Annotated in this window: 23 protein-coding genes and 1 pseudogene; 13 read left to right on the top strand and 11 right to left on the bottom strand. The window is 50.5% G+C overall.

The annotated features are described in order from the left end of the window. Positions 1-87: 87 nt before the first annotated feature. From JVX88_RS06305 to JVX88_RS06275, 7 genes are all read right to left on the bottom strand, one after another. A complete protein-coding gene (locus JVX88_RS06305) occupies positions 88-792 on the bottom strand; it encodes an ankyrin repeat domain-containing protein (protein ID WP_211626483.1) in 705 nt (234 codons plus the stop codon). A 54-nt stretch (positions 793-846) separates the two neighbouring features. Beyond that, positions 847-2,319: a S46 family peptidase gene (locus JVX88_RS06300; protein ID WP_225931351.1), complete on the bottom strand. Its 1,473-nt coding sequence runs from the start codon at positions 2,317-2,319 to the stop codon at positions 847-849. A 130-nt stretch (positions 2,320-2,449) separates the two neighbouring features. After that, positions 2,450-3,274, bottom strand: coding sequence for a M23 family metallopeptidase (locus tag JVX88_RS06295; RefSeq protein WP_211626482.1), 825 nt, complete (start codon positions 3,272-3,274; stop codon positions 2,450-2,452). A 242-nt stretch (positions 3,275-3,516) separates the two neighbouring features. After that, complete coding sequence (locus JVX88_RS06290; protein WP_211626481.1) at positions 3,517-3,729, bottom strand: hypothetical protein; 213 nt, start codon at positions 3,727-3,729, stop codon at positions 3,517-3,519. A gap of 60 nt (positions 3,730-3,789) precedes the next feature. After that, positions 3,790-4,428 carry a LiaI-LiaF-like domain-containing protein gene (locus JVX88_RS06285; RefSeq protein ID WP_211626480.1) on the bottom strand — a complete coding sequence of 213 codons (639 nt, stop codon included), beginning with the start codon at positions 4,426-4,428 and terminating at the stop codon, positions 3,790-3,792. Between the two features lie 116 nt (positions 4,429-4,544). Continuing rightward, positions 4,545-5,318, bottom strand: coding sequence for an anti-sigma factor family protein (locus JVX88_RS06280; RefSeq protein ID WP_211626479.1), 774 nt, complete (start codon positions 5,316-5,318; stop codon positions 4,545-4,547). 67 nt (positions 5,319-5,385) lie between these two features. Continuing rightward, positions 5,386-5,979 carry an RNA polymerase sigma factor gene (locus JVX88_RS06275; RefSeq protein ID WP_211626478.1) on the bottom strand — a complete coding sequence of 198 codons (594 nt, stop codon included), beginning with the start codon at positions 5,977-5,979 and terminating at the stop codon, positions 5,386-5,388. A 242-nt stretch (positions 5,980-6,221) separates the two neighbouring features. Here JVX88_RS06275 and JVX88_RS06270 point away from each other — a divergent pair, with 242 nt between their 5' ends. The 5 genes and pseudogenes from JVX88_RS06270 to rpoC all read left to right on the top strand — a co-directional run bounded on the left by JVX88_RS06270 (position 6,222) and on the right by rpoC (position 14,879). Beyond that, the gene (locus JVX88_RS06270) at positions 6,222-7,301 is read left to right on the top strand and encodes a lysylphosphatidylglycerol synthase transmembrane domain-containing protein (protein ID WP_211626477.1); all 1,080 of its coding nucleotides are present in this window, start codon (positions 6,222-6,224) and stop codon (positions 7,299-7,301) included. A 16-nt stretch (positions 7,302-7,317) separates the two neighbouring features. Further along, positions 7,318-7,812: a transcriptional regulator NrdR gene (gene nrdR / locus JVX88_RS06265; protein WP_211626476.1), complete on the top strand. Its 495-nt coding sequence runs from the start codon at positions 7,318-7,320 to the stop codon at positions 7,810-7,812. A gap of 117 nt (positions 7,813-7,929) precedes the next feature. Beyond that, the gene (gene lon, locus JVX88_RS06260) at positions 7,930-10,119 is read left to right on the top strand and encodes an endopeptidase La (protein ID WP_211626475.1); all 2,190 of its coding nucleotides are present in this window, start codon (positions 7,930-7,932) and stop codon (positions 10,117-10,119) included. Further along, positions 10,088-10,480: pseudogene (locus tag JVX88_RS06255) on the top strand (hypothetical protein); the annotation flags it as partial. The gene lon and the pseudogene JVX88_RS06255, both read left to right, overlap by 32 nt. A 91-nt stretch (positions 10,481-10,571) precedes the next feature. Next, positions 10,572-14,879 carry a DNA-directed RNA polymerase subunit beta' gene (gene rpoC, locus JVX88_RS06250; RefSeq protein ID WP_211626473.1) on the top strand — a complete coding sequence of 1,436 codons (4,308 nt, stop codon included), beginning with the start codon at positions 10,572-10,574 and terminating at the stop codon, positions 14,877-14,879. 58 nt (positions 14,880-14,937) lie between these two features. On the opposite strand, the gene JVX88_RS06245 is transcribed toward rpoC, so the two are convergent. The 3 genes from JVX88_RS06245 to JVX88_RS06235 are packed head-to-tail and all read right to left on the bottom strand — an operon-like array spanning position 14,938 to position 17,828. Beyond that, the gene (locus JVX88_RS06245; protein ID WP_211626472.1) at positions 14,938-15,684 is read right to left on the bottom strand and encodes a lysophospholipid acyltransferase family protein; all 747 of its coding nucleotides are present in this window, start codon (positions 15,682-15,684) and stop codon (positions 14,938-14,940) included. Then, the gene (locus JVX88_RS06240; protein WP_211626471.1) at positions 15,671-16,546 is read right to left on the bottom strand and encodes an energy transducer TonB; all 876 of its coding nucleotides are present in this window, start codon (positions 16,544-16,546) and stop codon (positions 15,671-15,673) included. Before JVX88_RS06240 ends, JVX88_RS06245 begins: the two co-directional genes overlap by 14 nt. Continuing rightward, a complete protein-coding gene (locus tag JVX88_RS06235; RefSeq protein WP_211626470.1) occupies positions 16,539-17,828 on the bottom strand; it encodes an HD domain-containing protein in 1,290 nt (429 codons plus the stop codon). The genes JVX88_RS06240 and JVX88_RS06235 overlap by 8 nt, the downstream gene beginning before the upstream one ends. 526 nt (positions 17,829-18,354) lie before the next feature. Between JVX88_RS06235 and JVX88_RS06230 the strand changes: the two genes are divergently transcribed. The 5 genes from JVX88_RS06230 to JVX88_RS06210 all read left to right on the top strand — a co-directional run bounded on the left by JVX88_RS06230 (position 18,355) and on the right by JVX88_RS06210 (position 22,005). After that, on the top strand, positions 18,355-19,215 hold the full coding sequence (locus tag JVX88_RS06230; RefSeq protein ID WP_211626469.1) for a carboxypeptidase-like regulatory domain-containing protein: 861 nt from the start codon (positions 18,355-18,357) through the stop codon (positions 19,213-19,215). After that, positions 19,160-19,963 carry an acyl-CoA dehydrogenase family protein gene (locus JVX88_RS06225; protein WP_211626468.1) on the top strand — a complete coding sequence of 268 codons (804 nt, stop codon included), beginning with the start codon at positions 19,160-19,162 and terminating at the stop codon, positions 19,961-19,963. The genes JVX88_RS06230 and JVX88_RS06225 overlap by 56 nt, the downstream gene beginning before the upstream one ends. Further along, positions 19,964-20,506 (top strand): GNAT family N-acetyltransferase, encoded by a 543-nt coding sequence (locus JVX88_RS06220; protein ID WP_211626467.1) that lies wholly within the window; start codon positions 19,964-19,966, stop codon positions 20,504-20,506. 158 nt (positions 20,507-20,664) lie between these two features. Continuing rightward, on the top strand, positions 20,665-21,684 hold the full coding sequence (locus JVX88_RS06215; protein WP_211626466.1) for a radical SAM protein: 1,020 nt from the start codon (positions 20,665-20,667) through the stop codon (positions 21,682-21,684). 3 nt (positions 21,685-21,687) lie between these two features. Beyond that, positions 21,688-22,005, top strand: a complete 318-nt coding sequence (locus JVX88_RS06210; RefSeq protein WP_211626465.1) for a tetratricopeptide repeat protein — start codon at positions 21,688-21,690, stop codon at positions 22,003-22,005. 26 nt (positions 22,006-22,031) lie between these two features. Here the strand turns inward: JVX88_RS06210 and JVX88_RS06205 are convergent, their stop codons facing one another. After that, on the bottom strand, positions 22,032-22,649 hold the full coding sequence (locus tag JVX88_RS06205; protein ID WP_211626464.1) for a peptidylprolyl isomerase: 618 nt from the start codon (positions 22,647-22,649) through the stop codon (positions 22,032-22,034). Between the two features lie 230 nt (positions 22,650-22,879). Between JVX88_RS06205 and JVX88_RS06200 the strand changes: the two genes are divergently transcribed. The 3 genes from JVX88_RS06200 to xerC are packed head-to-tail and all read left to right on the top strand — an operon-like array spanning position 22,880 to position 25,297. Next, positions 22,880-23,311, top strand: a complete 432-nt coding sequence (locus JVX88_RS06200) for a hypothetical protein (RefSeq protein WP_211626463.1) — start codon at positions 22,880-22,882, stop codon at positions 23,309-23,311. A gap of 1 nt (position 23,312) precedes the next feature. Continuing rightward, complete coding sequence (locus JVX88_RS06195) at positions 23,313-24,383, top strand: VWA domain-containing protein (protein ID WP_211626462.1); 1,071 nt, start codon at positions 23,313-23,315, stop codon at positions 24,381-24,383. After that, positions 24,380-25,297 (top strand): tyrosine recombinase XerC, encoded by a 918-nt coding sequence (gene xerC, locus JVX88_RS06190; RefSeq protein ID WP_211626461.1) that lies wholly within the window; start codon positions 24,380-24,382, stop codon positions 25,295-25,297. The genes JVX88_RS06195 and xerC overlap by 4 nt, the downstream gene beginning before the upstream one ends. Positions 25,298-25,300 lie beyond the last annotated feature (3 nt).

The following is a 25,300-nucleotide window of genomic DNA, read 5'->3' as shown; positions in this document are numbered from 1 at the left end:
ATTGCTGAGAGCCAGATTCTGACGTAGCGCCACCCACTCAGACCGCAGCCATTCTCCGACCAAGACCCGACGCGCATCCCTCAAACCTCATTCCATCGCGCCGGCCTGTTTGAGTAACGCCACGGCTTGATGAGAACGAAACGAGCGTCGGGCTTCACTCAAGGCCGTTGCCCCCCAGTTGTTTTTGGCATGCAGATCGGCCCCCGCTTGAATCAAAATTTCCATTGTATCGAGGTCACCTCTAGCCGAGGCCATCATCAGAGGTGTCCAGCCACCTAGATTATGGGTATTGACCTCAGCCCCCAACGCGATTAACGTTTTCACCACATAAGCATGGCCGTTATCTACTGCTAAATACAGCGCCGTATCTCCAATCTTATTCCCGGCATTAATTGGGGCACCCAAAGCAACCAGTCGCTGCACAATATCGGCATGGCCTTTGCGAGCAATCGCCATCAGCACCGTTTCCCCGTAAGCATTGGTCCCCTCAATCGCGGCACCGGCATCCAAAAGCGTGATTACAATCTCGCGTCGATCCGATTCTGCCGCATACATCAGGGCCGAGAACCCCGCCGAATTGCGCCAATTGGGGTCTGCGCCCTGCTGCAACAACAGCTGCACCACAGCCCAATGCCCCTCGACGGCCGCCCACATCAGCGCCGTATTGCCGCGGCCAATGGCCGTTGTCACCCCTGTCGTGTTGGGATTTGCTCCTTGTGCCAACAGCACCGCTGCCCTGTCGGCATCGCCTTGAATTGAGGCTTTGATTAGTTCATCATCCGCAGCAATCATAGATCAATCAAACGCATCAGCCGATTCAACAATGACCCCATTGACCGTGAGAATCTAAGCGCGAAACTGGCTTAACTGGACAATCAGGTGATCAAAATAGGGCGCTAGGGCGTCCGGTTGACCCAGTTCTACCCGGTTGAGGCTGGCGGTTTTAATGCCCTCGAGGCCCACCACCATTGCATCGAGCGGCACCTGCAGTTCCTGATAGAGCAACCGCATATAGTGCAGCCCTTCTGGACTCGTATAGTCGAGATGCTGGCCCGCAATTCCGTAGGTGATGCAGCGCAGAAAATGCCAAAAATCGCGCCAGCTTGCATCCGGCATCCGGCGAACGAGTATGTCGCGTTTGGCGAACTTATTCGATTCAGCAGATACGGCCGCAAGCTCAGAAAGCACGGTGCCGTACTTTGCACGTCGAGCCGGATCCTGTGATACCCAGGCCGCAAACTTGGCCTCTTCATCACGCCTCTGCTCCACGACTTTTGAACGTCGTAAACGCCATTCGCCGCCTTGATAAACCTTTCGTGCGTTGTCGAAATTAGCTATGTCACTTTGCAGCTCTATGCGTTTCGCTTCGTCCCCTTCGCCGATCAGCCGAAGAGCATCAGCTCGGGCAGCCAACCAGCTCGAAAGAAATGGAAAATTCGCATCGCGTGCATATTCTATCGATTGCGACTCCCGATACCTGGTGGTATTTCCCGGATAACCAAGTACGAAAACAAAATCGTTCTCTTTCAGCCCGCCTATATTCATCGAAAGAAAACGGCGCGGTTTGAATGGAACATTTGACGGCGAATATTCCTTGGAACTGCCATCCGGGGCCACGTACGCACGTAAAAATGCGAAATCACCCGTGTGTCGCGTCCATTCAAAGTTATCTGGATCGCCGCCGAATACCCCAATGTTCCTCGGCGGAGCATAAACCACACGAATGTCTTTTATCTGCTGTATCTGGTAAAGATAGTGGAAATATCCGTTGTTAAGTGTCTGAATACGAACGGTAGAACCGGCCGGAGCTTTTGCCTGTTCTGCTGCGGTCAATTCATCTATGTTTTTCTTGATGGCCGCTGCAAGAGCTTCTCCTGCCAACCCGGCAGTTCCCTGACGTATGCGTGCTGTTACGTCCTCTATTCGCTGAGTGATGAAGATCGAATAATCCTTAGCGCTTATCTCTCCGGCCCGATTGTCAGTACGAAATCCGTTTTCAACAAGATCATTGTTCGGCGTTGAGGCTGAGACCAACGCATCAAACGCACAGTGGTGATTGGTAAGTATCAGCCCTTCTGGCGATACGAATTCTGCCGTGCAGCCTATACTTAAACGGATCACGGCATCGGTCAATCCGCCACCTGCCGGATTATATATCTCTTCAGGTTTTATCCTCAGTCCACGATCTTTGAGATTGAGGCTTGCGATCATATCCGGCTTGTACATTCCCTCGTCGCGGGCGACGGCAAATGTAAAGCTGCTAAAGATGATCGATGCCACCAATAGAGTGGCAACGAACGGGCGATTTCTAAGTTTCATACAGTAAGTTCCCCAAAAGTTTATTGGAAATATAGGACAATAAAGTATAGCCGTTTTTAATGAGGTGTTCCATCAAATGAAAAAGCGAGCCGAAGTTTCGACCCGCTAGATCTATTGATGCAAAAGCCCTTTATCGCGAAGCCCGCGAAATATCGGTCGGTTCCGGCGGTAAAAACCGGCGCGGATTTATCGGCCTATCTCCCAGCCTTAATTCATAATGAAGGTGCGGTCCTGTCGAGCGGCCGGTAGATCCAACGTAACCGATCAAAACCCCACGTGACACGCGATCGCCAACTTCGACCTCGACTTTTGCCATATGACCGTATCGAGTGAAAAGTCCGTTCCCATGATCGATCTCGACCATGTTCCCGTAGCCTCCCTGCCAACCGGACTTGGTAACAGTCCCTGAGGCTGGAGCAACGATCTGGTCTCCACGTTCACCGTCGATATCCATTCCGTTATGGAACTCGTACGTGCGTCCGCCGAAAGGATTTCGTCTAAAACCAAATTCATTATTGATCTTTCCGGTAACGGCCCAAATATTTGGTATCGTCATGGGGTCGCTGGTAACCTGTATCAATCTGAGTCTATCTTCGACTTCCGGGTCATCAGAGACCAACTGTTCTGGCGAATACGGTCCGCCGCTGTTTAGCGCCATATCCGCCGCACCATCAGGCCGGGAATAATCGATCGATCTTGGTAAAGCGCTGATCTCAACTTTGGAAATGGTCTGATTGTTTTGAACCGCGTTGCCGGCCATTTCAGCGAAACTGGGAATACTGAAATTGGAAACACCGACAACGCCTAAAGAAAAAACCGAAATGATAAAAACGAATGAAATAATAAGAAGCCCGTTCTGAACGATCCCTTTCGGGACCAGAACGCGGCGAACATAAATTCTATTTTTTGAACTGCTTTTGAAAAGAAATGAAAAGAACCTTGAGTCTTTCTGCATTATGCTGTAAAGCTCCTTTAGTTGATCTCGAACCGGAATTCCATCGTTCCGGCAAACGGAATCACGTGGGGCAAGCCGCTAGCGACTAACGCGAGACCTGAATGAACAAAAACTTATTTTTAGATTACCCTGCCTGCTCGAAATTGAACGGAAAGTCTTATTTTAGCCTCCAGTCCGCGGCTTGGCAAGTGAGCGGAACCTGCGCGAACCGAAAAGAGTGTAACAGAGTTTAACAAAAATACCTAATCTCTAGCCCGTTTCGCTTCATTCCAACTTTTGAGGACCAAATAGCCGATGGCCGCGATCAAGGCAATGAATAGAAGAACGATGATGACCTTTATGGCTCCGGTCAAGAAACCGATAAAGGCAATAAAACTCTTAAAGAAGGCGATAAGAAGAGCGATCAGGGCCAACAGGCTCCCACCGATCCCTGCTGCTTTTAGGAAAACTGACATACTGAAAACTCCTTGTTCTATACTAATCCAACTGCACGAAGTTCAAAAGAAAAATATTCCTCAACTCCAGCGGTCGTGTTCCCTCCGATAACGATCTTCGCCCCCGCCGTCAAAGCGGCCCGTAGTATCTCTGTGTTCGCCGGTTGCCGCAGAAAATACCGGAAGCGGTCGAACGCTATCAAAATCTTTCCAGCTGGACTCCTCTTCCTTTGGCTTGAATATGTAGCCTCGGAGAATATATATGCCCAATCCGATCAACAAAGCCGGAAGAAGTGCCCTCATCAATCCGCGCATATTGAAAAAGTTCTGAAGAAGGAAAAGTGATCCAAGCACGCTTAGGATGATGCCCCAAAGCTTTGGATTGCCTGAGAACCTCTTTACAAAAATATCTTCAGCGACATCCGGGGTAAGACCGGAGCGTATCATTTGTGCCGTTCGCCACGCATCTAACGCCGAGAACAGCCACATGCCGATAAAGCCAAAAAAGAATAGAGCGTATCCCGTCAGCACTGCCATCTGGAAGAGCCCGACGAAAACGCCAAAATACACGAGGGCTTTAACTGTCTGGCCATTATAGGCGGCCCCGAGCCCCGGACAGATAAAAGACAATAACGTAGCAAAAAATGGTGAGGTTCGCTTTTTCACGAACGGGACGTAATTAGTGCGTGAATTCTGCCTCAAAAGGTCGACGCCGTGCACAATACAATCCTGACAATAGGGAAAACCTTTGATCCTGTGGTCACAGGTCGGGCAGAGCGGTCGTCCGCAGCTATTACACTGCACAACCGCAATATTCTGAGTGTGGTACGCGCAATTCATTCCTTTTTGCCCCCCTCGTTCTCAACGAATGTCGTACTGTTTATCGGAGCATCAAGCCCACCGTTCTGTACAGGCTGCCCATTCCAGGCGGCCGTGCCTTGGCGATAGGTCTTCTCCGCAAGCTGGACGCTTTTTGCGTAAACATCACTCAAGGAACCATCAGAGGAAACGGTCTGGCTGATGAACAGAAATGCGAACATCAGCATCATCGCAACAGGTGCGAGCTGAGGAACGGCGACCGGAACTCGTATGCTGCTTATCCAATCAACAAAACGCGATCCCCAGGATCGATCCTTCCCTCGCCATTGCCTTCCTTCAGCCCAAGCCGTCAAGTTCATTATTCGTTCGTGCAATCCCAGGGGAACGGGAAGTTCCTCTTGCTTGTAAGCAACCAGCGTTGCAAGCGACCTAACGACCTCACCGGGCAGGTCAGTGCATTGCTCGCATATAACGGCATGCCGCTCCCAGCGATGAAAGACATTAGCAGGCAGGAACCCGTCAAGATAGTCTGTGAGACTTTCTTCAAATTCATAACACCGGAGAGCTGCGTCCGGCACGGTACTGGCGAGTATCTTTGCTTCAAGTCTGGACAATGCGTTCTGGCCGCCGGCCATCTCCCGGCAGACGGATATCGAACGCTTCACATCATTGACCAAAGCATGACAGATGGGACATTTGAGAAGATGGGCCGATGCGGCACGACGCGCAGGCTTATCCAGAGTTCGTTCTACATACTCCGATAGCCTCGATTCAAACTCCGCACAATTCATTGCTTTCTCAAATGCACTTCCCATTACTAACCTGACCCCTTGAAACTTCTCTTTTTGCTGACCTTCATTACATCGCCACAACACGCATCCGTCTAAGTATCTTCGCCAATTCGATTCGCCCTCTGTTTATCCTCGATTTGACCGTTCCCTCCGGGATCTGTAAAACATCTACGATCTCCTGATAACTCAGCTCCTCGATGTCCCGCAGGATGACGCAAGTCTTCAAGTCGGGCGGCAACTTATCAATACCCTGCTGCACCTGTGCAGCAAGTTCCCGCCGCTCCATTTCCCGCTGTGCGGAATTACCTATAGCACGCAGATGATATTGATGATCATCTACTGCATCAGCCATGGAATTCTGCGGATTTCGCTGCCGATGACGATAATCATCAATTATCAAATTCCGCGCGAGCCGCATCAGCCAATTCGAAAGATCTCCTTGCCTTGGATCGTATTGATCCAGCGTTCGATATATCCGGATAAATACTTCCTGTGTCAGATCTTCTGCAGCTTCGGCATTCGAAGTGAACCGATACGCAAGATTGAATATCCTGCGTGAAAATGTGGTCACTATCTCTTCCCACGCAATAGCATCACCACTCCGCGCTTTACGCACGAGTTCAGCACCATTGATCTGCGGGGCAGCCTTCAAAGCTTCCAAAATATCGATCTCCCGCCTGCATTAAAGTCTGCGAAACGGCCAAAAAAACTTACCAGCCGAACATTAACTACGAACCGATCATAGTGGAAGTTCCCAACAAATTGCTCTGCCGCATAGCCAAGGCTCGCCGGTCGCTGCTAAAAGGCCTCAATTAGCCATTTCTCCACTTTTACGGTATCTTCAAAGGTTTGGTCGGGCAAGCACGGCCGAGAACATTTGAATACTGGATCGGACTCCGGGTTTTGAAAAAGTACATTAGATTTACAATTCTTCTCCTTTTTGCTGCTTTTCTTTTCTGGTTCTTCGGAAAGGACCTGGATTGGCAGCAGGTCCGCCAAAGCCTCGTTAGGGCAGATCCGTTCTATCTTGGGGCCGCAGTACTTGTTATCTGTCTTGGTTATCTGCTTCGCGCTGTCAGATGGAAAGTTTTACTTGGACCTATCACTTCTTCAAGCCTGAAAGAGCTCTTCGCGACAACAACGGTCGGCTTCGCTGCGATACTCCTTGTCGGCCGGGCCGGTGAGATAGTTCGGCCAATGTGGCTTCCAATGCGTGACAAACGTGTCCGCCCCTCGGCGGCTCTTGTTACGCTTGGGCTTGAGCGGCTTTTTGACCTGGCCGCGCTGGCCACATTCTTTGCGATCAACTTGTTATGGCTCGTTCCGCCTCCGGGCCGCGAAGACCAGTTCGCTTATGTATCAAATGCCGGCTATGTGATACTCGGGATCGTGATAGTAGGGTTTGTCCTGCTCTTTTGGTATCAGCGCGTTGCCCCGCGAATTCTGCAACGCCTTCATCGCCTGACAGATCGAAAATTCATCCCAACAAAGATCAGGCGTATCGTTTTGAGTTTGTTCAAGCAACTTGCTGCGGCGCTGTCGATACTGAAAGATTGGAAAGAGCTGCTTTCTGTAACCTTCTGGACCATCGTTCTTTGGCTCTCTATCGCTTTCCCGACTTGGTTCGTGCTCTTGGCTTTTGGACTGCCGTTCGATTTCAGCGATTCACTTTTCATAATGGGCTTCGCCGTTGTAAGCTCCGTTGTTCCGACACCGGGCGGTGCTGCAGGAGCTTTCCACACGGCTACGGCTGCAAGCCTGTTGCTGCTTCGACCGGATATGCGTGTTGAAGATGCGGCAGCAGTTTCGATCGCGATGCATCTTGTCTATTTCGCTCCGGCACTGATCTTCGGTTTGTATTATTTCCTTCACGGCGATATAAGTATTGAACGCTTTCGGAGTCTGCTCTCAAGCGAGCAGGCGGTCGAAGAGATCGTCTCGGAACCTCCGAATGGAACCATCGACCAGATGGTCGAGAATTGAAACACTGCTCAAATCTATGCGATGCCCATTTTGTGCCCATCTTGAAGATAAGGTCGTTGATTCACGCGAAACGAAAGAGGGGGATGCCATCCGCCGAAGAAGAGAATGCCTTGAATGCGGACGCCGATTCACATCCTACGAACGGATCGACGAGATCCCATACATGGTGGTCAAAAAGGATGGGAAACGGGAATCATTCGATCGAAACAAGATCCTTGCCGGATTATTGAGGGCCTGCGAAAAGCGGCCGATCTCCACAGGTCAGCTTGAAGCCATAGCCGACCATATCGAAAAGGTGGTCCAAGATTCGCCCGACCGTGAGGTACCTACCAGCGACATCGGTAAGATAATAATGCGTCGGTTGAAGTCGTTGGACAAGGTTGCCTATGTGCGATTTGCATCGGTTTATCTTGAATTTGAAGATGTCTCTGAATTTATGACAGAGCTAAAGGATCTTGTCCGTGCCCGCGATAAACGCAATGCCCCGAAAGCTTCTAAGAGTAAGAAATAGGGCTTACTAACATTATCACTGAATTTTTGTCTAGGATAATTTAGCAAGCGTCTTATCTCGCTCAAGGCGAACAGCCTTCCTTGATTGCGACCCCACTTACGCATAAACTGAAAATTTATGGCCGAGATCGAAGATTTCCCAATTTCCCTTACGGAAGGCGAGGTTGTTGAGCCGATGATGCAGATCCCGAGTGATCTGCCCGCATTGCCGCTCCGCGACATCGTCATTTATCCCTTTATGATCGTCCCGCTCTTTGTTTCTCGGGACAAGTCGATCCGCGCCGTTGAAGAGGCTCTGAAAGACAACCGGATGATCGTGCTTGTTTCGCAAAAGGACGTGAATGTCGAAGATCCGGGAAAGAACGATCTATTTTCTACCGGAACCGTCGCGATAATAATGCGAATGCTCAAGCTCCCTGATGGGCGTATCCGAATATTGATCCAGGGTCTATCACGTACGCGTATCGACGCGGTCAACACTGGCGGCGATCACATTCGTGCCCAGATCACACCTGTTTCAGAACCGCTTGCACCTGAGAATTCGTTGGAAGTCGAGGCCCTGATGCGAAACGTGCGGACAGCGATGGATCGGGCCGCAAGTATGGGCAAGAACATCTCGCCCGAAGTGCTTGCAATAATCGCAAATCTGGACGATGCGGGAAGGCTTGCAGATCTTTCAGCATCAAACCTGGAACTCAAGGTTGAAGACGCCCAGAGTGTTTTGGATATATCGGACCCTGTTGAAAGGCTTCACAGAGTAAACGAACTATTGGGCAAAGAGATCGATGTTCTTACGGTTCAGCAGGAGATCAATAGCCAGGCTCGTGCAGATATGGACCGCTCACAGCGTGAATATTTCTTGCGGCAGCAATTGAAAGCAATACAAGCCGAACTTGGCGAAGGTAACGAGCTTTACGAAGAGATTGAACTGTATCGAGAAAAGATCCAGAAGGCCGAAATGCCCCAACAGGCGGAAGAGGAAGCCCTTCGACAGTTAAAAAAACTTGAGCGGATGCATCCCGATACAGCCGAGACAGCAACCTTGCGTAATTGGCTGGATATAATGACCGAACTACCTTGGACAAAACGGTCTGAAGATAATCTGAATCTGAAGAAAGCTGAACGCATTCTAAATGAAGATCATTACGGACTTGAACGGGTGAAGGAAAGAATGATCGAGGCTCTTGCGGTCAGAAAACTTATCGAAAAACCGAAAGGCTCTATCCTATGTCTTGTCGGCCCGCCCGGAGTCGGAAAAACTTCTTTGGGGCGTTCTGTCGCTCGTGCTCTTAACCGTAAGTTCGTTCGACTTAGTCTGGGTGGGCTTCACGACGAAGCGGAGATCCGAGGCCATCGAAGAACTTATGTCGGAGCAATGCCCGGACGGATAATTCAGGGGATCCAGCAGGCCGGAACGAACAATCCGCTGATAATGCTTGATGAGATCGATAAGGTCGGGGCGGATTTCCGCGGTGATCCAAGTTCTGCTCTTCTTGAGGTTTTAGACCCTGAACAGAATTTTGCATTTCGCGACAACTATCTCGGCGTGCCATTCGATCTTTCGAACGTTATGTTCATGACCACGGCGAATATGCTGGAGACGATCCAACCCGCCCTTCGAGACAGGATGGAGGTGATTCAGCTTTCGGGTTACACAGCCGAAGAAAAACTTGAGATAGCCCGGCGCCACCTTATACCGAAACAGATCTCTGAGAATGGCCTTGATCCAAAAGATGTCTCATTTGAGCGTCAGGCAATAAATCGGATCGTAACTGAATATACCCGCGAAGCAGGGGTACGGCAGTTGGAACGAGAGATCGGAAAGATCGCCCGCAAGGTCGCACGCAAAAAAGCAGAACTGGAAGGTGATTTTAAGGCTGTAAAGATCTCGGCAGATTCCGTCCCTGAATATTTGAGGGTACCAAAAGTTTACAATGAGACCGCCCTTGCAAAAGACCAGATCGGCACGGTTACAGGCCTCGCCTGGACAGCGGTCGGCGGAGACATACTTTTCATAGAAGCCATAAAGACCAAGGGTAAGGGAAAGCTTATGCTTACCGGACAGCTCGGCGAAGTGATGCAGGAATCTGCCCAAGCGGCTTTCTCATTTGCTAAAGCTCGAGCGGAGGAATTAGGGATAGATCAAAATATTCTGGAGAATTTTGACATTCACATTCATATACCTGAAGGTGCTATCCCTAAGGATGGTCCAAGTGCAGGGATCACCATGGCGACCGCTCTTGTTTCGGTTCTCTCCCAGCGTGCTGTTCGGAAGGATGCTCAAGTTGTCGCACCTTGTGGACGATAAAATCCATGCTCGTTCGATTGGGCCGTATTCGCTTATCACCCAGCAGCCGCTCGGCGGTAAGGCGCAATTCGGCGGACAGCGGTTTGGTGAGATGGAGGTTTGGGCTCTGGAAGCATACGGAGCCGCTCACATCCTTCAGGAATTGCTGACCTGCAAGTCTGACGACGTCGCGGGCCGATCAAAGATCTATGAAACGATCGTGAAAGGCGTGTCGGATTTTGAGCCCGGCATCCCGGAATCGTTCAACGTTCTGGTGCGCGAGCTTCAGTCCCTGTGCCTTGACGTTGAACTGATCCAAGAGGACGAGATCGATCCGGAAGCTATTGCTGCGGGCGTCGATACTTTGGTAGGGGCAGATTGACCATGGTCTGGAAAGTAGTGGAGGTCCGATAAGGGTTACAGGAACTCTGGACTTCCCTAACTGACAAGACTTCTGGACTAACGGAGAAAAAATGTTTCGATTCAATACTGAAAGCAAAACACAATTGACCACGAACTATGAGGCGATCCGCATTTCGCTTGCGTCGCCGGATAAGATCCGCTCGTGGTCCCATGGCGAGGTCACGAAGCCGGAAACCATCAACTATCGAACGTTCAAGCCGGAACGCGATGGGCTCTTCTGTGCGCGGATATTCGGCCCGGTCTCAGACTGGGAATGCCTCTGCGGAAAATACAAGCGGATGAAGCACCGAGGAGTAATCTGCGACAAATGCGGTGTTGAAGTAACGCAAAGTAAGGTCCGCCGCGAAAGGCTTGGGCATATCGAGCTTGCTAGTCCGTGTTCGCACGTCTGGTTTTTCAAAGGCTTGCCGTCACGGATCGGGCATTTGCTTGATATCACACTGCGGGACTTGGAAAAGATACTTTATTTCGAAACGTACATCGTTATCGATCCCGGCGACGTTACTGACCTGAAGGAAAAGGACCTGCTGACCGATGAACGGTATCGCGAACTTTCGCGTGAGTATCCAAACCAGTTCGTTGCCAAGATGGGGGCCGAGGCTATCAAAGAGCTTCTGATGAAGATCGATATCAACGAATTGGTGGACGATCTTAGACAGAAGATGCGCGATGAAACGTCGCAGCAGAAGAAGCTGAAGTTTTCAAAACGGCTCAAGGTGGCTAATTCGTTTGCACGCTCCGGCAACAACCCTGAGTGGATGATCCTTGACGTGTTGCCGGTAATCCCGCCGGAACTGCGTCCGCTGGTGCCGCTCGATGGCGGACGTTTTGCCACTTCCGATCTAAACGATCTTTATCGCCGCGTGATCAACCGAAACAACCGGTTGAAAAAGCTCATAGAGCTTCGCGCCCCTGAGGTCATCGTTCGCAATGAAAAACGAATGCTTCAGGAAGCGGTAGATGCGCTTTTTGACAATGGCCGACGCGGCCGCGTTCTCCGCGGTGCGAATAACCGTCCGCTGAAATCGCTTTCCGGAACATTGAAGGGTAAACAGGGCCGATTCCGACAGAACTTGCTTGGAAAGCGTGTGGATTATTCGGGTCGTTCGGTGATCGTTGTTGGCCCCGAGCTTAAGCTGCATCAGTGCGGTCTTCCGAAGAAGATGGCTCTCGAACTTTTTAAGCCGTTCATTTATCACAAACTTGAAAAGGAACAGCACGCGGCAACTATCAAACAGGCTCGCGAGATGGTCGAACGCCAGGAAGACATCGTTTGGGAAATCCTCGACAGCGTTATCCAAGAACATCCGGTCCTTTTGAATCGAGCACCGACGCTTCACCGTCTTGGTATTCAGGCTTTCGAGCCGGTTTTGGTGGAAGGTAAGGCCATCAAGATACATCCGCTTGTTTGTACGGCTTTCAATGCCGACTTCGACGGCGATCAAATGGCGGTACATATTCCGCTCTCTCCTGAAGCACAGATCGAGGCAAGTGTTCTTATGCTTGCATCGAAGAATCTGCGATCGCCTGCGAGCGGACAGCCTATCACCGTGCCCTCACAGGATATCGTCCTGGGCTGCTATTACCTCACGCTTGCGCGCGACGAGATGAAAGGCGAGGGCAAGGCGTTCAATTCGATCGAGGATGTTCTGCTCGCTCTCGATGCGGAAGTGATCGAGACGCAGTCCAAGATCAAACTACGCTGGCGCGGAGACCTCATCGATCTTACGGTCGAACACAATCAGCAGGATGTTATCCGTGCGACCGTCCGCGAGAACATCGATCAGGTGATCGAAACGACCGCAGGCCGTGTGATCCTCAATGAACGGCTGACCCGCGATGGCCTTCCATTCGTTAACGGAACCCTTAAGAAAAAGGGACTTCAGTCGCTTGTCAGCTTTAGTCAGCTTCGACTCGGCGATGATGCGACGGTTGCTCTTCTTGACGACCTGAAGGCGATGGGCTTCCTTTATGCAACGAAATCGGGAATGTCGATCGGTATTGACGACATGGTTACCCCGGCATCGAAGCGGGACATCATTGAAGAAGCGCGTAAAGAGGTCGATAAGCTTCAGAAACAATACGAAGAAGCTACGATGACCAATATGGAACGCGAGAACAAAGTTACGGCTATCTGGTCTGAGGTTACGGACCGCGTCGCCGGAGCGATGTTCGATGCGATGAAGAAGCGGGAAAAGGAACGAAAGGAATTGAACCCGATCCTTGTAATGGCTGATTCAGGCGCAAGAGGCTCTGACGCTCAGATCCGCCAGCTTGCCGGTATGCGCGGCCTTATGGCCAAACCCTCCGGCGAGATCATCGAAACGCCGATCGTCGCGAATTTCCGCGAAGGTCTGAACGTGCTGCAGTACTTCATCTCTACGCACGGAGCCCGAAAGGGTCTGGCCGATACGGCGCTCAAAACGGCTGACTCAGGATACCTGACGCGGCGACTTGTTGACGTTGCACAAGACGTTATCGTTTCTGAAGAAGACTGCGGAACGCTCAAAGGTGTTTGGGCTGAGGCGATCATCCGAAATGGTGAGGAGGTTGAATCGCTCCGCGACCGGATAGTTGGCTGCACTTCACTGGACGATATCGTCGATCCGGTTGATGGAACGACCATTGTTGAGGCGAATAAAGAGATAGATGAAGATCTTGCCGGGGCCGTGCAGCTTTCCGGTCTTCAGAAAGTGCGGATTCGTTCACCGCTTACGTGTGAATCACGGCGCGGCATCTGCGTGAAATGCTACGGCCGAAATCTGGCAACGGGCGAAACTGTAGAGATCGGCGAAGCTGTCGGCGTTATCGCGGCGCAATCCATCGGCGAACCCGGAACGCAGCTGACAATGCGTACCTTCCACGTCGGCGGTACCGCTCGGCTCGAACAAGAGACCAAGCATACTGCGGCGATGGATGGAACGGTCAAGTTCATTGGCGATTGGAATATAATCAAGAACCGCAAGAAAGAAATGATCTCGATGCGGCGGCAGCCGTCCGAGCTAGGTCTTCTTGATGACCGCGGACGTGAGGTCGCTCGTTACAAGATAGTTTACGGTGCACAGCTACACGTAAAGGACGGACAAAAGGTCAAGGAGGATGACGTGCTGGCGACGTGGGATCCGTTTACATTTGCGATCCTTACAGAATCGACCGGGACCGTGAAGTTCCAGGATCTCAAGGAAGGCAGGACCGTCGAACAGGAAATCGATAAAGTAACCGGCCAGATCCGTCTTGTGGTCAAAGACTCTGACGAAAAGAATCAGCCTCGGCTTGAGATAAAGAGCGGAAATAAGACGCTGAAGACCTATCAGATGCCTATTCGGGCAAACCTGCAGGTTACCGACGGTCAAGAGGTCGAAGCCGGTGATATCATCGCAAAGATCCCGCGCGAGACCACAAAGACGAAGGATATCGTCGGAGGTCTTCCGCGTGTTGTTGAGCTTTTCGAAGCGCGGAAACCGAGCGAAACTGCCGTTATGTCTGAGATAGACGGTACCGTTACCATCGGAACCATTTCAAAGGGCAAACGGAAAGTGATTATCACCGGCGAGGATGGTGCGGAACGCGAATACGATATACCGCGCGGAACGCACATCAACGTTCAGGATGGCGATCATGTAAAGGCCGGCGATCCGTTGATGGACGGTCCGCTCAACCCGCATGACATCCTGCGCGTCCTGGGAACAGAGGCCTTACAGACCTATCTCGTTAGCGAGATCCAGGAGGTCTATCGGCTCCAGGGTGTGAACATCAATGATAAGCACATTGAAGTTATCGTCCGCCAGATGCTTCGCTGGGTGAAGATAAAAGAGGTTGGCGATACAGATTTCCTTATGGAAGAACAGGTCGATCGGTTCAGGTACGAGGCAGAGAACCGCCGCGTCGCAGAAGAAGGCGGTAAGACGGCTGTTGGTGAACCGCTCCTTCTTGGTATAACCAAGGCATCGCTTTCGACCGATTCATTTATTTCCGCTGCCAGCTTCCAGGAAACGACCCGCGTGCTTACGGAAGCGGCGATCTCCGGGCGCGTGGATTATCTCCGCGGGCTGAAGGAGAACGTGATAATGGGTCGTCTGATCCCCGCCGGTACTGGTATGAAATACTATCGGAACGTTAAGGTTGATCGTGACCCGACGGAAAATCGCAAGGTTGAAGATGAATTTGACGAGCTTGCGAATATCCGCGGCGGGCTTGACTTACCGAATTTCGGACAAATTCCGGGCGTTGAGGATCCTGACATGGCAAGCGGTATGGATGACGAAGAGATCAGTGAGGATTCACTCGATCTTGAAGGAACCGAGGAGTTCGACATCGATGAGGCAATGAAGATCGAGCTCGATGACGATGAACTCTAGACCGCAGTAAGTAAAGTAAGTAACTAAAAAAGCCGGGCTCAATGTCCGGCCTTTTTTGTTAAAGCATCGGAATGAATGATCCGGAGACGTTTGAATGGAGCCGCGCCGCAAGTTGCTTGCGATCTGGATCCGTTATCGGCTGATCGCCAAAGTTCAATATCGCGGTGAATCGGGACACTCCAAACATGCCTAAGAGGTGCTTAATGAAAGGAGTGTCATCCCACCAACAGACGGATTCGCTCGGTGGCGGCTCGCCGGGCGGTGTTCTGTAGCTGATCGACAGGAACGAGACCGGAACATCTGATCTTGCCGCAAACTCAAGAAATGAGGAATTGAATGGAAGCACGGATTCACCCTTGGTGCTTGTTCCTTCCGGAAAAACTATAACGCCTTCTCCCTGGCTCAACCGATCTATGACCTTTTCGCCGGCGATGGGAATGCTCTTTCGACGGTCACGGTTCACAAAGATGGTTCCCATGTTCGTGATCATTCGTCCTACTAGAGGCCAATCGCCGATATCGTGTTTGGCAACAAAAACACCGGGAACAACTGATCTAATGACCGGAATATCGATATAGCCAAGATGGTTGCTGACCAAAAAGAATGGGGGCTGCGGCGGGCTTCCTATGACTTCAACCTCGATCCCGGCGATACGCAGAAACCCGCGCGACCAAAGCTCAAAAATAAGCTGCCGCCAATAGACCTTGTTCGGAATGACAAAGCTAAGAAGAAGCCAAAGGCCGTAAATGCCGAAGCTTAAAAGAAATAGGAGCGTAAAACGGACGGTTGATCTAACGGTCTTCATCCTTTTCCAGCTTGACGAAATTGTATCGCAGCAAAACCCGCATAGGCAAAAATCGATTCCCAATAGATGCAGGTCGCCAATTCATTGATCGGACCGCCGAAATAACAGATTCATCCAATCCAAAGCCAGCCCAACGAACGACATCCAAATGGACGATAGTGCCATCCGTATCGATGCTGACCTCCGCTTCGACGGTGGCGGATATGCCGTAGAGATTTGCCTGTAATGTATATTCGGGACGGAGACGCCGATATGGCATCGGGGGCCGCAGGTCCTGAAAGCCCGGCGTTCCAGGTTCAGGGACCTCCGGAAACTTTTTCCCATCTATTCGCTGAGCGACTTTTGCTGAGGTAACGACCTGCTCGGTGAGATAGGCAGCAATAGTATCGGATCGCGATATCAATTCTTTGCGGGCCTCTGATGAACTGGGCCTTTCCGAGGTGAATATCTGCCAACTTAACAGCTCGCCTGTAGCCGAACTCACGAGATATAAGGCTGCATATGCTTCGTAATATTCCTCTATCGCGGAAGAGGTGCGGCGGAGCTCCTCCGCACGCAGCAAGATGAAATGAGTGGTCCCAAGAACACGGCCTAGCGCGGCGGCTTCGGAACGATGCAGGTTAAACGGTTCTTTTAAAGAGACGGATTCGGCGGCAGCACGGCTGAGGTCAAGGTCATCTATCTTTATCCGGGATCCAAGCTTTTCGGCAACGGCGGACGCAAGTTCGCCTGAGAGCTCATTCCCGCTTGGCGTTAGTATTGCAACGCGCTGAGCCGCGACATAATGAGAGCACACAGCCAAGCCGATGACAGCGAAGAGGAGCGTCCTTTTAAAGTTTGAAATGCCGATCCGGTCAGCCATGATATAGAACCTGCATCTCGTCTTTGAATTCCGCGGGAAAATAAAGTCGGTGGATGCGGTAGCCTTCCTGAAGGCCGCGAACGGCCGCACTAACCTCTGATATTTCGCGGATCTCTGGCCGAGAGAATCCGGCCTCAACGTAGATGAGGTCTTTCTTGCGGCCTTTATCCGCAATATAGAAATTATGAGCGACGTCGCCGGCCCGATCTTCGATAACATAATATCTGGGATCTTTTCCGTGGCTTTCGACCAATTCCTGTGCTTGCTTAACAAAAGCGGCCCGCTCCAGCTCAGGCATATCAAGATCGAAACCCTTGAAAAGACGTCGGTTAAGAAATCTAGTTGACAGATCAGATAAGACCGGATCGGTCGAAGACTGCCATCGCTTGATGTGGAAAAGCATATCGGTATCGTCAACTGAAAGATGTTCGCGGAGAGAAAGCGGACGGCCCGCAAGGATACTTTCAAACGCGGTGTTCTCAGCGAACCAGGGGTCCCGGCCTTCGGAATAAAGCTCGAGCGCGCGCTTCAAAAGCGAGCGCAAGATCGCTTCAGCTGAGCGGAGTGTGCGGTGGAAATATACCTGCCGAAACATATAGTAGCGCGCTTGGAGATAGTCCTCGACGGCCGAGATGCCAGGTGCAGAAACATATAGGTGATCGGCTTCGACATTGATCTCAAGTGATTTTATTATCCACTCGATATCGAAAATGCCGTACTTGGCACCGGTCATCAGAGAATCACGAAGAAGATAGTCCATTCGATCGACATCCAGCTGCGATGAGACCAACTGGGCAAGCGCCATCGGGCGAAAATTGCCGCGAATTATGTCCGCAACCCGCCCGGGAAGGCTTTTGTCAAATTCGCGCAAAAGCGCGCCAATCTCTGTCTCATCACTAATTATCGCAGCGATGGTAAATGCCTCGTGATGAAAGTTAAGTATCGGCTCCACCACGTGAGAAAATGGTCCGTGGCCGATGTCATGCAAAAGGGCGGCAATGCGGACCGCAAATGCATCGGCAGGATCAACCGAATACGAAACGCCGAGCTTGAAAAGTATCCGGGTCGCCAGGTGGAATGCGCCGAGCGAATGGGTGAAACGGGTGTGTTCGGCCCCCTGATAAGCAAAATGGGCAAGCCCAAGCTGGCGGATTCGGCGAAGACGCTGAAACTCGCGCGAATCTATAAGCTCTGCGATCAGCTCGCCTTCGGGCGTATCGGTTTTCAACCGGATAATGTTATGTACCGAGTCCCGGTAAATTCTTTCTATAGAAGTAAACATTTCGTTCCGTCAACCGATATTCATACGTAAAACACCGCGGTGAAGTACAGATGAACAAGCTGCGTTAAGTTGCCCAATCCCTGACCTTAAAATAGATTAAGAAGACACAAAAATTGATGACTAAAGGTTCTTCCCAGTCAGTAATGTAACTCCCGTAACCTCAAGATAACGCTTTAATTATAGCAATTTAATGGCACCTCGTCGGCTAAGTTTCAAACATGATCTAATTATATGACCTAACATCATATTTCCGACAGTCCCCAACAATATCCAGTAATATCATCGGAAATCCAAAAATCTGGATTTTGGGTTGAACCGCATTTCCGGACTCGATCTGTCAATCAGTCAATCGGCTGTAATATGCCCAAAAACACGCGATCCCGACGGTTCCGGATGACCGAGCAAACTATGGCATCATCTTTGCATTTAGTATGTACGAAGTCGTTCCCGCGCACGCAGTAAATATGTTTTGCGTATTCGGCTGAAGTAAAGATCAAGAATTCTTAAGAGTCTTAGGAGTAAGAAAATGCTTAAAAAGTCAAAGCTACTTTTTATCGCGTCGGCCTTTGTTCTCTGTTTTTCAACATTTGTTTTGGGACAGAGGACGACGGGCGACATCGAAGGGACTATAACTGACCCGCAAGGGGCAGCAGTTCCAAATGTAACGGTAACCGTTACAAGCGCCGACTCAACGGGTGCTGCTGGTACGACCAGCGGTTTCAGACGGACGGTGCAATCAAATAGTCAAGGGTTTTTCCGGCTGTCGCAGGTTCCGCCGGGAGTTTACAATGTTGCAACGGATCCGGTTTCAGGGTTTGCAGCGGGTGCTGTCAATAATATCCGCGTCGCCGTTGATAATACCACAACTGTAACAGTTCAACTTTCGGTCAGCGGTGCTGACGCGGTCGTTGATGTGGATGCATCTGACCTGGCACCTATCGATAGCGGTGGAACGAAGGTTCAAACAACCATCTCCGCTGAAAGGATTGAACTTCTTCCGAAGGGTGTCGATTTCACCAGCGTCCTGAAGACGATCCCTGGTACGCGTCCGGAAGGACTTGCCGGCGGCGTGTCGATCGACGGAGCATCCGGTTCGGAGAACGCTTTTTACATTGATGGTCAGGAAGTTACCAACTTCCGTACAGGTACGTTGAATGCTAACAATGCCATTCCGACCCAGTTCCTTCAGGAATTGCAGGTCAAGTCCAGTGGTTTTGAAGCCGAGTTCGGCGGAGCCACCGGCGGTGTTATCAGTGCGATAACCAAAGGCGGCAGCAACAATTGGCACGGTGATTTCGGTATCGCATTCAACACGCAGAAATTCAACGCAGATGGCCGAAAGCCGCGTCGGCGCTTATGCGCTGAGCGAGGCGGGGTCGGGCTCTGACGCATTTGCACTAAAGACAAAAGCCGCTGACAAGGGCGACCATTATGAACTCTCAGGACAGAAGCTCTGGATAACAAACGGAAATGAGGCGGAGATCTTTATTGTTTTTGCGACGATCGATCCGAGTGCAGGCTATAAGGGTATTACGGCTTTCATCGTCGAAAAAGGCTTTGAAGGGTTCTCTGTAGGAAAGAAAGAGGACAAGCTTGGTATTCGGGCTTCGTCAACGACAGAATTGGTCTTTGAGAACTGCAAGGTGCCGAAAGAGAATGTGCTGGGCGAGGTCGGCAAAGGCTATAAGGTCTCGATCGAAACGCTCAACGAAGGCCGTATCGGCATTGGGGCACAGATGCTCGGCATCGCACAGGGTGCATACGAAGCCGCCCTAAAATACACCGCCGAACGAGAGCAGTTTGGGCAGTCGATCAACAACTTTCAGGCGGTGCAATTTCAGCTTGCTGAAATGGCGGTTGAGATAGAGGCCACCCGCCTGCTTGTCTATAATGCCGCCCGGCTAAAGGACGCGGGCAAGCCATTCATCAAAGAGGCGGCGATCGCAAAACTCTATTCATCACGATGTGCCGAGGCGGTTGCGAGCAAAGCGATCGAGCTCTACGGCGGCTACGGTTACGTGAAGGATTACCCGGTCGAAAAATTCTGGCGCGACAGCAAGATCGGCGCCATCTACGAAGGCACATCGAACATGCAGCTCCAAACGATCGCTAAGCTGATAATGAGCGGAAAGTAAATGCCTACAGTTGTTATTCGACGAGCGCATTTACAGGATGCAGAAGTTCTTACCCAACTCGCCTACACGACATTCTGGGACGCATTTCACGAGCATCCTAAGAATGCGCCGGATGATCTGGCGGCTTATATGGCGAAGGCTTTTAGCCGCGAGCAGATAGAAAGCGAACTGGCCGACGAGAACAATATCTTTTTGCTCGCGGAGATCGACGATGAACCGGCGGGGTATGCGAGGCTGATCTTTGGAGCAACAGAGGAAGGCATAACGGCCGAGCGGCCGATAGAGCTGAACCGGCTTTATTCCCACCAGAAATTTCTTGGCAAAGGGGTTGGGCAGGCTTTGATGGACGCCTGTTTTGCCCGGGGCCGCGGGCTTGGATGCGATGTAATGTGGCTAGGGGTCTGGGAATTTAACCCTCGGGCACAACGCTTTTACGAAAAGAATGGCTTCCGCGTCGTCGGCAGCCATGTGTTTCTGCTTGGCTCCGACCCGCAAACCGACCTACTGATGCAGCGGGAAATACTAGCCACAGAGGACACGTAGAGCACGGAGTAATATCTTTTTTATTTCTATCACCTCACTTCTCTCTATCTTGAAACTCACCCGAGAATCCTAAATAATCGCCTGCTCAGCGTTCCACCTGTGTACTCTGTAGCGAAGGAAGATTGCTTTTCTTTTGCAGATGCGATATTGTTGCATCTGTGCGACGAATTAAGAACCCACCCAATCCCTATGACCGCTTTTCGGCGGAGTATGTCGGCGAGCCGCCGCCGGTAAAGCTAGAAGTTTTTGAGGAAACCGCAACAAAAAAGATCATTACAAAGGCGTTCGCCTCGGACTGGGAGGGTGGTTGGCGTTATACCGTGAACTGCTATCGCGGCTGTATTCACGGCTGCACGTATTGTTTTGCGCGGCAATACCACGAGTATCTGGGCTACGGTGCGGGCACGGATTTTGAGACAAAGATCGTAGTAAAGCCAAACGCCCCGCAACTGCTGCGGGAAGAATTGAAAAAGACCCGTGAAAAGATGCCGCATCTGGACTTTTCGTTTGCGACCGATCCTTATCTCCCGCTCGAAGCTGAGTACAGATTGACCAGGCAATGCCTTGAGGTGTGCGCGGACTTTCAGATACCTGTCGGGATAATAACAAAATCACCGCTTATTACACGCGATATTGAAATACTTAAACGGTTCAACAAAATATCAGTTTTCTTTTCGTTACCATTTCTAACAAAGGAAAGATCGAATCCTTTCGAACCTTATACGCCTATTCCGGAGGCACGGTTTCGGGCGATGAAAATGCTCTCGGATGAGGGTATCAAAACCGGCATCGGGATCGCCCCCGTTATTCTTGGTTATAATGAATCAGATATTCCCGGACTATTAGAGCGAGCTAAAGAATCCGGTGCACAGCGGGCATTTATGTCATTGCTCCACCTTGATACGGATTCGATAGAAGAGTATTTTGTAGCCAAGATGAGCGAACGTTTGCCACCGACGCGTGTAACAAAGATAACCAATACAATAAAGCGTGAGCGGGGCGGTAAGCTGCGTCACAGCAGCTATGCAGAACGTTCAGTGGGTAAGACCGAACAATGGGAGATCACCCGAAACCTATTCGAATTTCATGCACGGCGGCTTGGGTTTAACCAGCCCGATAGGCCTGAGGTGTCTGATCTTACGGTAGGTCCTAATATAACGCAGCAAAGCTTATTTTAGACCATGCAGAACCGGATAGAAGTTTTTGAACAGATGTTGGCGGCAGATCCGAACAACACGATGGTGATGTTCGGGCTTGCGAAAGAATATGAAAAAGCAGGCGAGCACCAAAAGGTGATCGACCTGCTTGAGACCTATCTTGCGAAGGCAGATGACGAAGGCAATGCCTATGGCACCCTTGCTCAGGCTTATCTCGCGGTTGGCGAAAGGGAAAAGGCAGTCGAAATTTATAAGAAAGGCATCGAAGCTTCTATGGCTAATGGACATCCTTCGATGGCGAATGAGTATCGGACGATACTAGAATTGGATCTTGCAGATTAGCTGAGAAACATCAGCTTTAACCAAAATTATCTTTCGCAGTTAACCACTAATGCCCTTTTGATCCTTACTGGCTTTTCAGGTTTTTCATCGGTAACCTTCGCCTTATTTATCTCATCCACCACATCCATTCCTTTTGTGACACGCCCGAACGCGGCGAATGTACCGTCGAGATGTGGTGCATCACCCACCAAAATGAAAAAATTCGTGGTCGCGGTGTTTGCCTCCTCACCGCGAGCCATCGAAACGATACCGCGTTCGTGGAGTATTCTGTTGGGTTCATCCGGCAGGCGGCGATTCGCCCGTGTGGCCATTTCAAAACCCACTCCGCCTTCCCTCGTCCAGAAATTTCCGCCCTGAATAACAAAGTTCGGCACCACACGGCTGAATGTCGTCGTATCCAGGTATCCAAGCGAAACAATGTTCAGAAAGCTGCGAACTGATTCCGGCGCGTGCTCTGGGAATAGTTCAAAAGAGATCTCGCCCAGTTCGGTCTCAAGCGAAACGCACTTAGACGCCATCGTCTTAACGTCGGCATCATCGAAGGGTTCTGTTTTCACGGTCTTTCCTGCCGACCGTGGGTTCGCTTTTGATGGCTCTTTTTGCTGATCGTCCTGTGGGTAGACAGAAAAGGATAGAAAAGACATTGTCAAAAGAAACCATAGTGGACAAATGCGATTCATTCGACAATTTTCTGTCAAATTACTTTCTTGTGCAACGTTTAATATCAATAGCGAAGTGATCAGGATCTCGAACGACTAGATATGCCTCAAAGCGATCGATCCGGAAACCTAATGGTCCAAGATGTAGCATTAAGGAATCGGCGGGTAAATTGCTATTATTTGCCTTACACGCATTAGCCTAAAACGAGCGAGTGGTGAACAGCAACGATATTCAATATTTGCGATATCTGCGAATAGGACATTTTATAAATGCCGGCTTGCTTTTCCTGATCGCGCTTTTTCCTGTTATTCATCTTGGGGTCGGGATCGCGATGGTCGCGGGAATGTTTGAAAGCGAGAATGACCCGCCGCCAGTCTTTTTAGGTTACTTGTTTGTCGGCATTGCCCTAGTTATCATTGCGATGTTTGCAACACTGGGGGTTCTTAATTTAATTGCTGCCCGTAATTTGGGCGAGTACAGGAATTGGATCTTCTGTGTTGTAATGGCTGCGGTGAATATTATGTTCTCTCCAATAGGCCTTGTCATTGGAATTTTCTCTCTGGTTGTTCTCCTTAGAGAATCGGTCAAGCAACTTTTCGAACATGGTGGTCAACCAAGAACTGGACAGATGCCAGATTGGAGATAGCGTGCCCTTTCGTTTGACCTCGTTACTAGTTTTGATCTTTGCCTTAAGCCTTGGTAGTTTTGCGCAATCGGGCCGCGTAAAACCGACCGAGACCCCGACACCTGTTCCCGGCACCAGACCCGCCGGAGTTTATCTTCCTACTGATGAGCGAGAGCGTAGGGGGGGCGAAAAACCGACCGCGATGCCCGTACCCGGAGATGACGATAATGAAGTGATCAAGGTCGAATCTACGTTGATCCCGATCCCTGTTTCAGTAGTAAATTTGTCCGGTCGCCCCATAAAAGATCTCCGCCTGAAAGATTTTCTACTGAAGATCGACGGTGTCGAGGTTGAGATATCTGAAGTACTTCGTGCAGAGACCCCCGTTCGCCTTGCTTTGCTTTTTGACAATTCAGGTAGCGTTCTGACTGCACGCGATTTTGAGATCAGAGCGGCAGTTAGATTTCTTCGGAGCATTGTCAGGCCCGATCGCGACCTGGTTTCGCTTTTCAGCATTGGGACCGTAAGTCGTCTGGAACATAGGTTTACGAACGATGTTGAGTCGATAGTTAGAACGATACAGTCATTTCCACCGCCTGACGGTGCAACTGCGCTGCTGGATGCCGTGGAGCTTGCGGGGAGATATTTATCGGAGGTTGAAGGGCGCCGCGTGATCGTGATCGTTTCAGATGGCGAGGACACAAAAACCGATACCACCTTCGAGAACGCGGTTAGGACGGTGCAGCAGTTGAATTGTCAGGTATTCGTAGTAAAGACGACCGAATTTGAAAATTTCATTCGTACCGGCTCTCGAAAAACTAATGCGAATTTGCAACAGCTTGTTGCCGAACGCCGGATGGCCGAACTTACTCGACAGACTGGCGGAAAAGTGTATTCGCCGATAGATGAAGGTGAACTTGGCGACGCCTTCCGCGAGATCGCGGCAGAACTTTCTGACCAATACCTCCTAAGCTATTATCCGGAAAACGAATCGGAAATGCGGGGCCGGTTTAGAGAGATATCTGTTGAGATAAGAGGGCGGACAGACCTGACGGTGCGAACCAGAAAAGGCTATTATGTTCCGAGACGATGACATTTCAGGAAACTCTCGCTGAATTCTTCCAGCATTTAAAATATGAACGAAATATGAGTCCGCATACATTGCGGAATTATGTTTCAGATATTGAGCAATTTCGTGACTTCTTATTACAGATCGAAGGACGTGAGAGCGTAACTGCGGAGGAGATCGACCGCCTTACAATTCGCGAGTGGATGGCTGAGCTTCATTCGTCCGGACTATCGAAGGCTTCGATAGCAAGAAAACTTGCGAGTTTACGCACATTCTTTCAGTTTTTGATCCGCGAGGGCAGGCTTGAAGTGAACCCTGCGAAGCTCATAGCAACCCCGAGGATAGAAAGGAAGCTACCCAATCATCTTTCTATGGAGGACGCAGTCCGGCTGATCGAAACGCCGGACCTGAATACCGCACTCGGCCGCAGAGATCGGGCTATATTAGAGTTTCTATATGCAACTGGTATCCGTGTGAGTGAACTTGTCGGGATCGATCTACAGGATATCGATATGCGTGAACGTATGGTTCGGATAATGGGCAAAAGAAGACGGGAGCGGATAGTTCCGTTTCATGAACATGCACTGCAAGCGTTGATACTGTATCTTGATACTGCTCGCTCGACCTTCTTGAATGTATGTCCAATTGCGGAAAGAGATATTGACGCGGTCTTTCTTCATCGACGCGGCGGGCGTATCACAACACGAAGTGTTGGACGAATGATCGATAAATACCTTAAACAATGTGCGGATATACATAATATATCGCCGCACAGTTTGAGGCATTCGTTTGCGACACATTTATTGGATCAAGGCGCAGACCTGCGGGATATTCAGGAGCTGCTTGGACACGTGCGGCTCTCGACCACACAGATCTACACACAGGTGTCAATGGAGAAGATGATAGAGGTATACGATAGGTCGCATCCGAAAGCGTGAATA

The sequence above is a fragment of the Leptolyngbya sp. 7M genome (assembly GCF_018128485.1).
This window is presented reverse-complemented; position numbering and strand designations above follow the sequence as displayed.

Excerpts from the sequence above, each read along its gene's own strand:
- JVX88_RS06305 (WP_211626483.1), bottom strand. The coding sequence starts at position 792 with ATGATTGCTGCGGATGATGAACTAATCAAAGCCTCAATTCAAGGCGAT.
- JVX88_RS06300 (WP_225931351.1), bottom strand. The coding sequence starts at position 2,319 with ATGAAACTTAGAAATCGCCCGTTCGTTGCCACTCTATTGGTGGCATCG.
- JVX88_RS06295 (WP_211626482.1), bottom strand. The coding sequence starts at position 3,274 with ATGCAGAAAGACTCAAGGTTCTTTTCATTTCTTTTCAAAAGCAGTTCA.
- JVX88_RS06290 (WP_211626481.1), bottom strand. The coding sequence starts at position 3,729 with ATGTCAGTTTTCCTAAAAGCAGCAGGGATCGGTGGGAGCCTGTTGGCC.
- JVX88_RS06280 (WP_211626479.1), bottom strand. The coding sequence starts at position 5,318 with ATGAATTGTGCGGAGTTTGAATCGAGGCTATCGGAGTATGTAGAACGA.
- nrdR (WP_211626476.1), top strand. The coding sequence starts at position 7,318 with ATGCGATGCCCATTTTGTGCCCATCTTGAAGATAAGGTCGTTGATTCA.
- lon (WP_211626475.1), top strand. The coding sequence starts at position 7,930 with ATGGCCGAGATCGAAGATTTCCCAATTTCCCTTACGGAAGGCGAGGTT.
- rpoC (WP_211626473.1), top strand. The coding sequence starts at position 10,572 with ATGTTTCGATTCAATACTGAAAGCAAAACACAATTGACCACGAACTAT.
- JVX88_RS06245 (WP_211626472.1), bottom strand. The coding sequence starts at position 15,684 with ATGAAGACCGTTAGATCAACCGTCCGTTTTACGCTCCTATTTCTTTTA.
- JVX88_RS06240 (WP_211626471.1), bottom strand. The coding sequence starts at position 16,546 with ATGGCTGACCGGATCGGCATTTCAAACTTTAAAAGGACGCTCCTCTTC.
- JVX88_RS06235 (WP_211626470.1), bottom strand. The coding sequence starts at position 17,828 with ATGTTTACTTCTATAGAAAGAATTTACCGGGACTCGGTACATAACATT.
- JVX88_RS06230 (WP_211626469.1), top strand. The coding sequence starts at position 18,355 with ATGCTTAAAAAGTCAAAGCTACTTTTTATCGCGTCGGCCTTTGTTCTC.
- JVX88_RS06225 (WP_211626468.1), top strand. The coding sequence starts at position 19,160 with ATGGCCGAAAGCCGCGTCGGCGCTTATGCGCTGAGCGAGGCGGGGTCG.
- JVX88_RS06220 (WP_211626467.1), top strand. The coding sequence starts at position 19,964 with ATGCCTACAGTTGTTATTCGACGAGCGCATTTACAGGATGCAGAAGTT.
- JVX88_RS06210 (WP_211626465.1), top strand. The coding sequence starts at position 21,688 with ATGCAGAACCGGATAGAAGTTTTTGAACAGATGTTGGCGGCAGATCCG.
- JVX88_RS06205 (WP_211626464.1), bottom strand. The coding sequence starts at position 22,649 with ATGTCTTTTCTATCCTTTTCTGTCTACCCACAGGACGATCAGCAAAAA.
- xerC (WP_211626461.1), top strand. The coding sequence starts at position 24,380 with ATGACATTTCAGGAAACTCTCGCTGAATTCTTCCAGCATTTAAAATAT.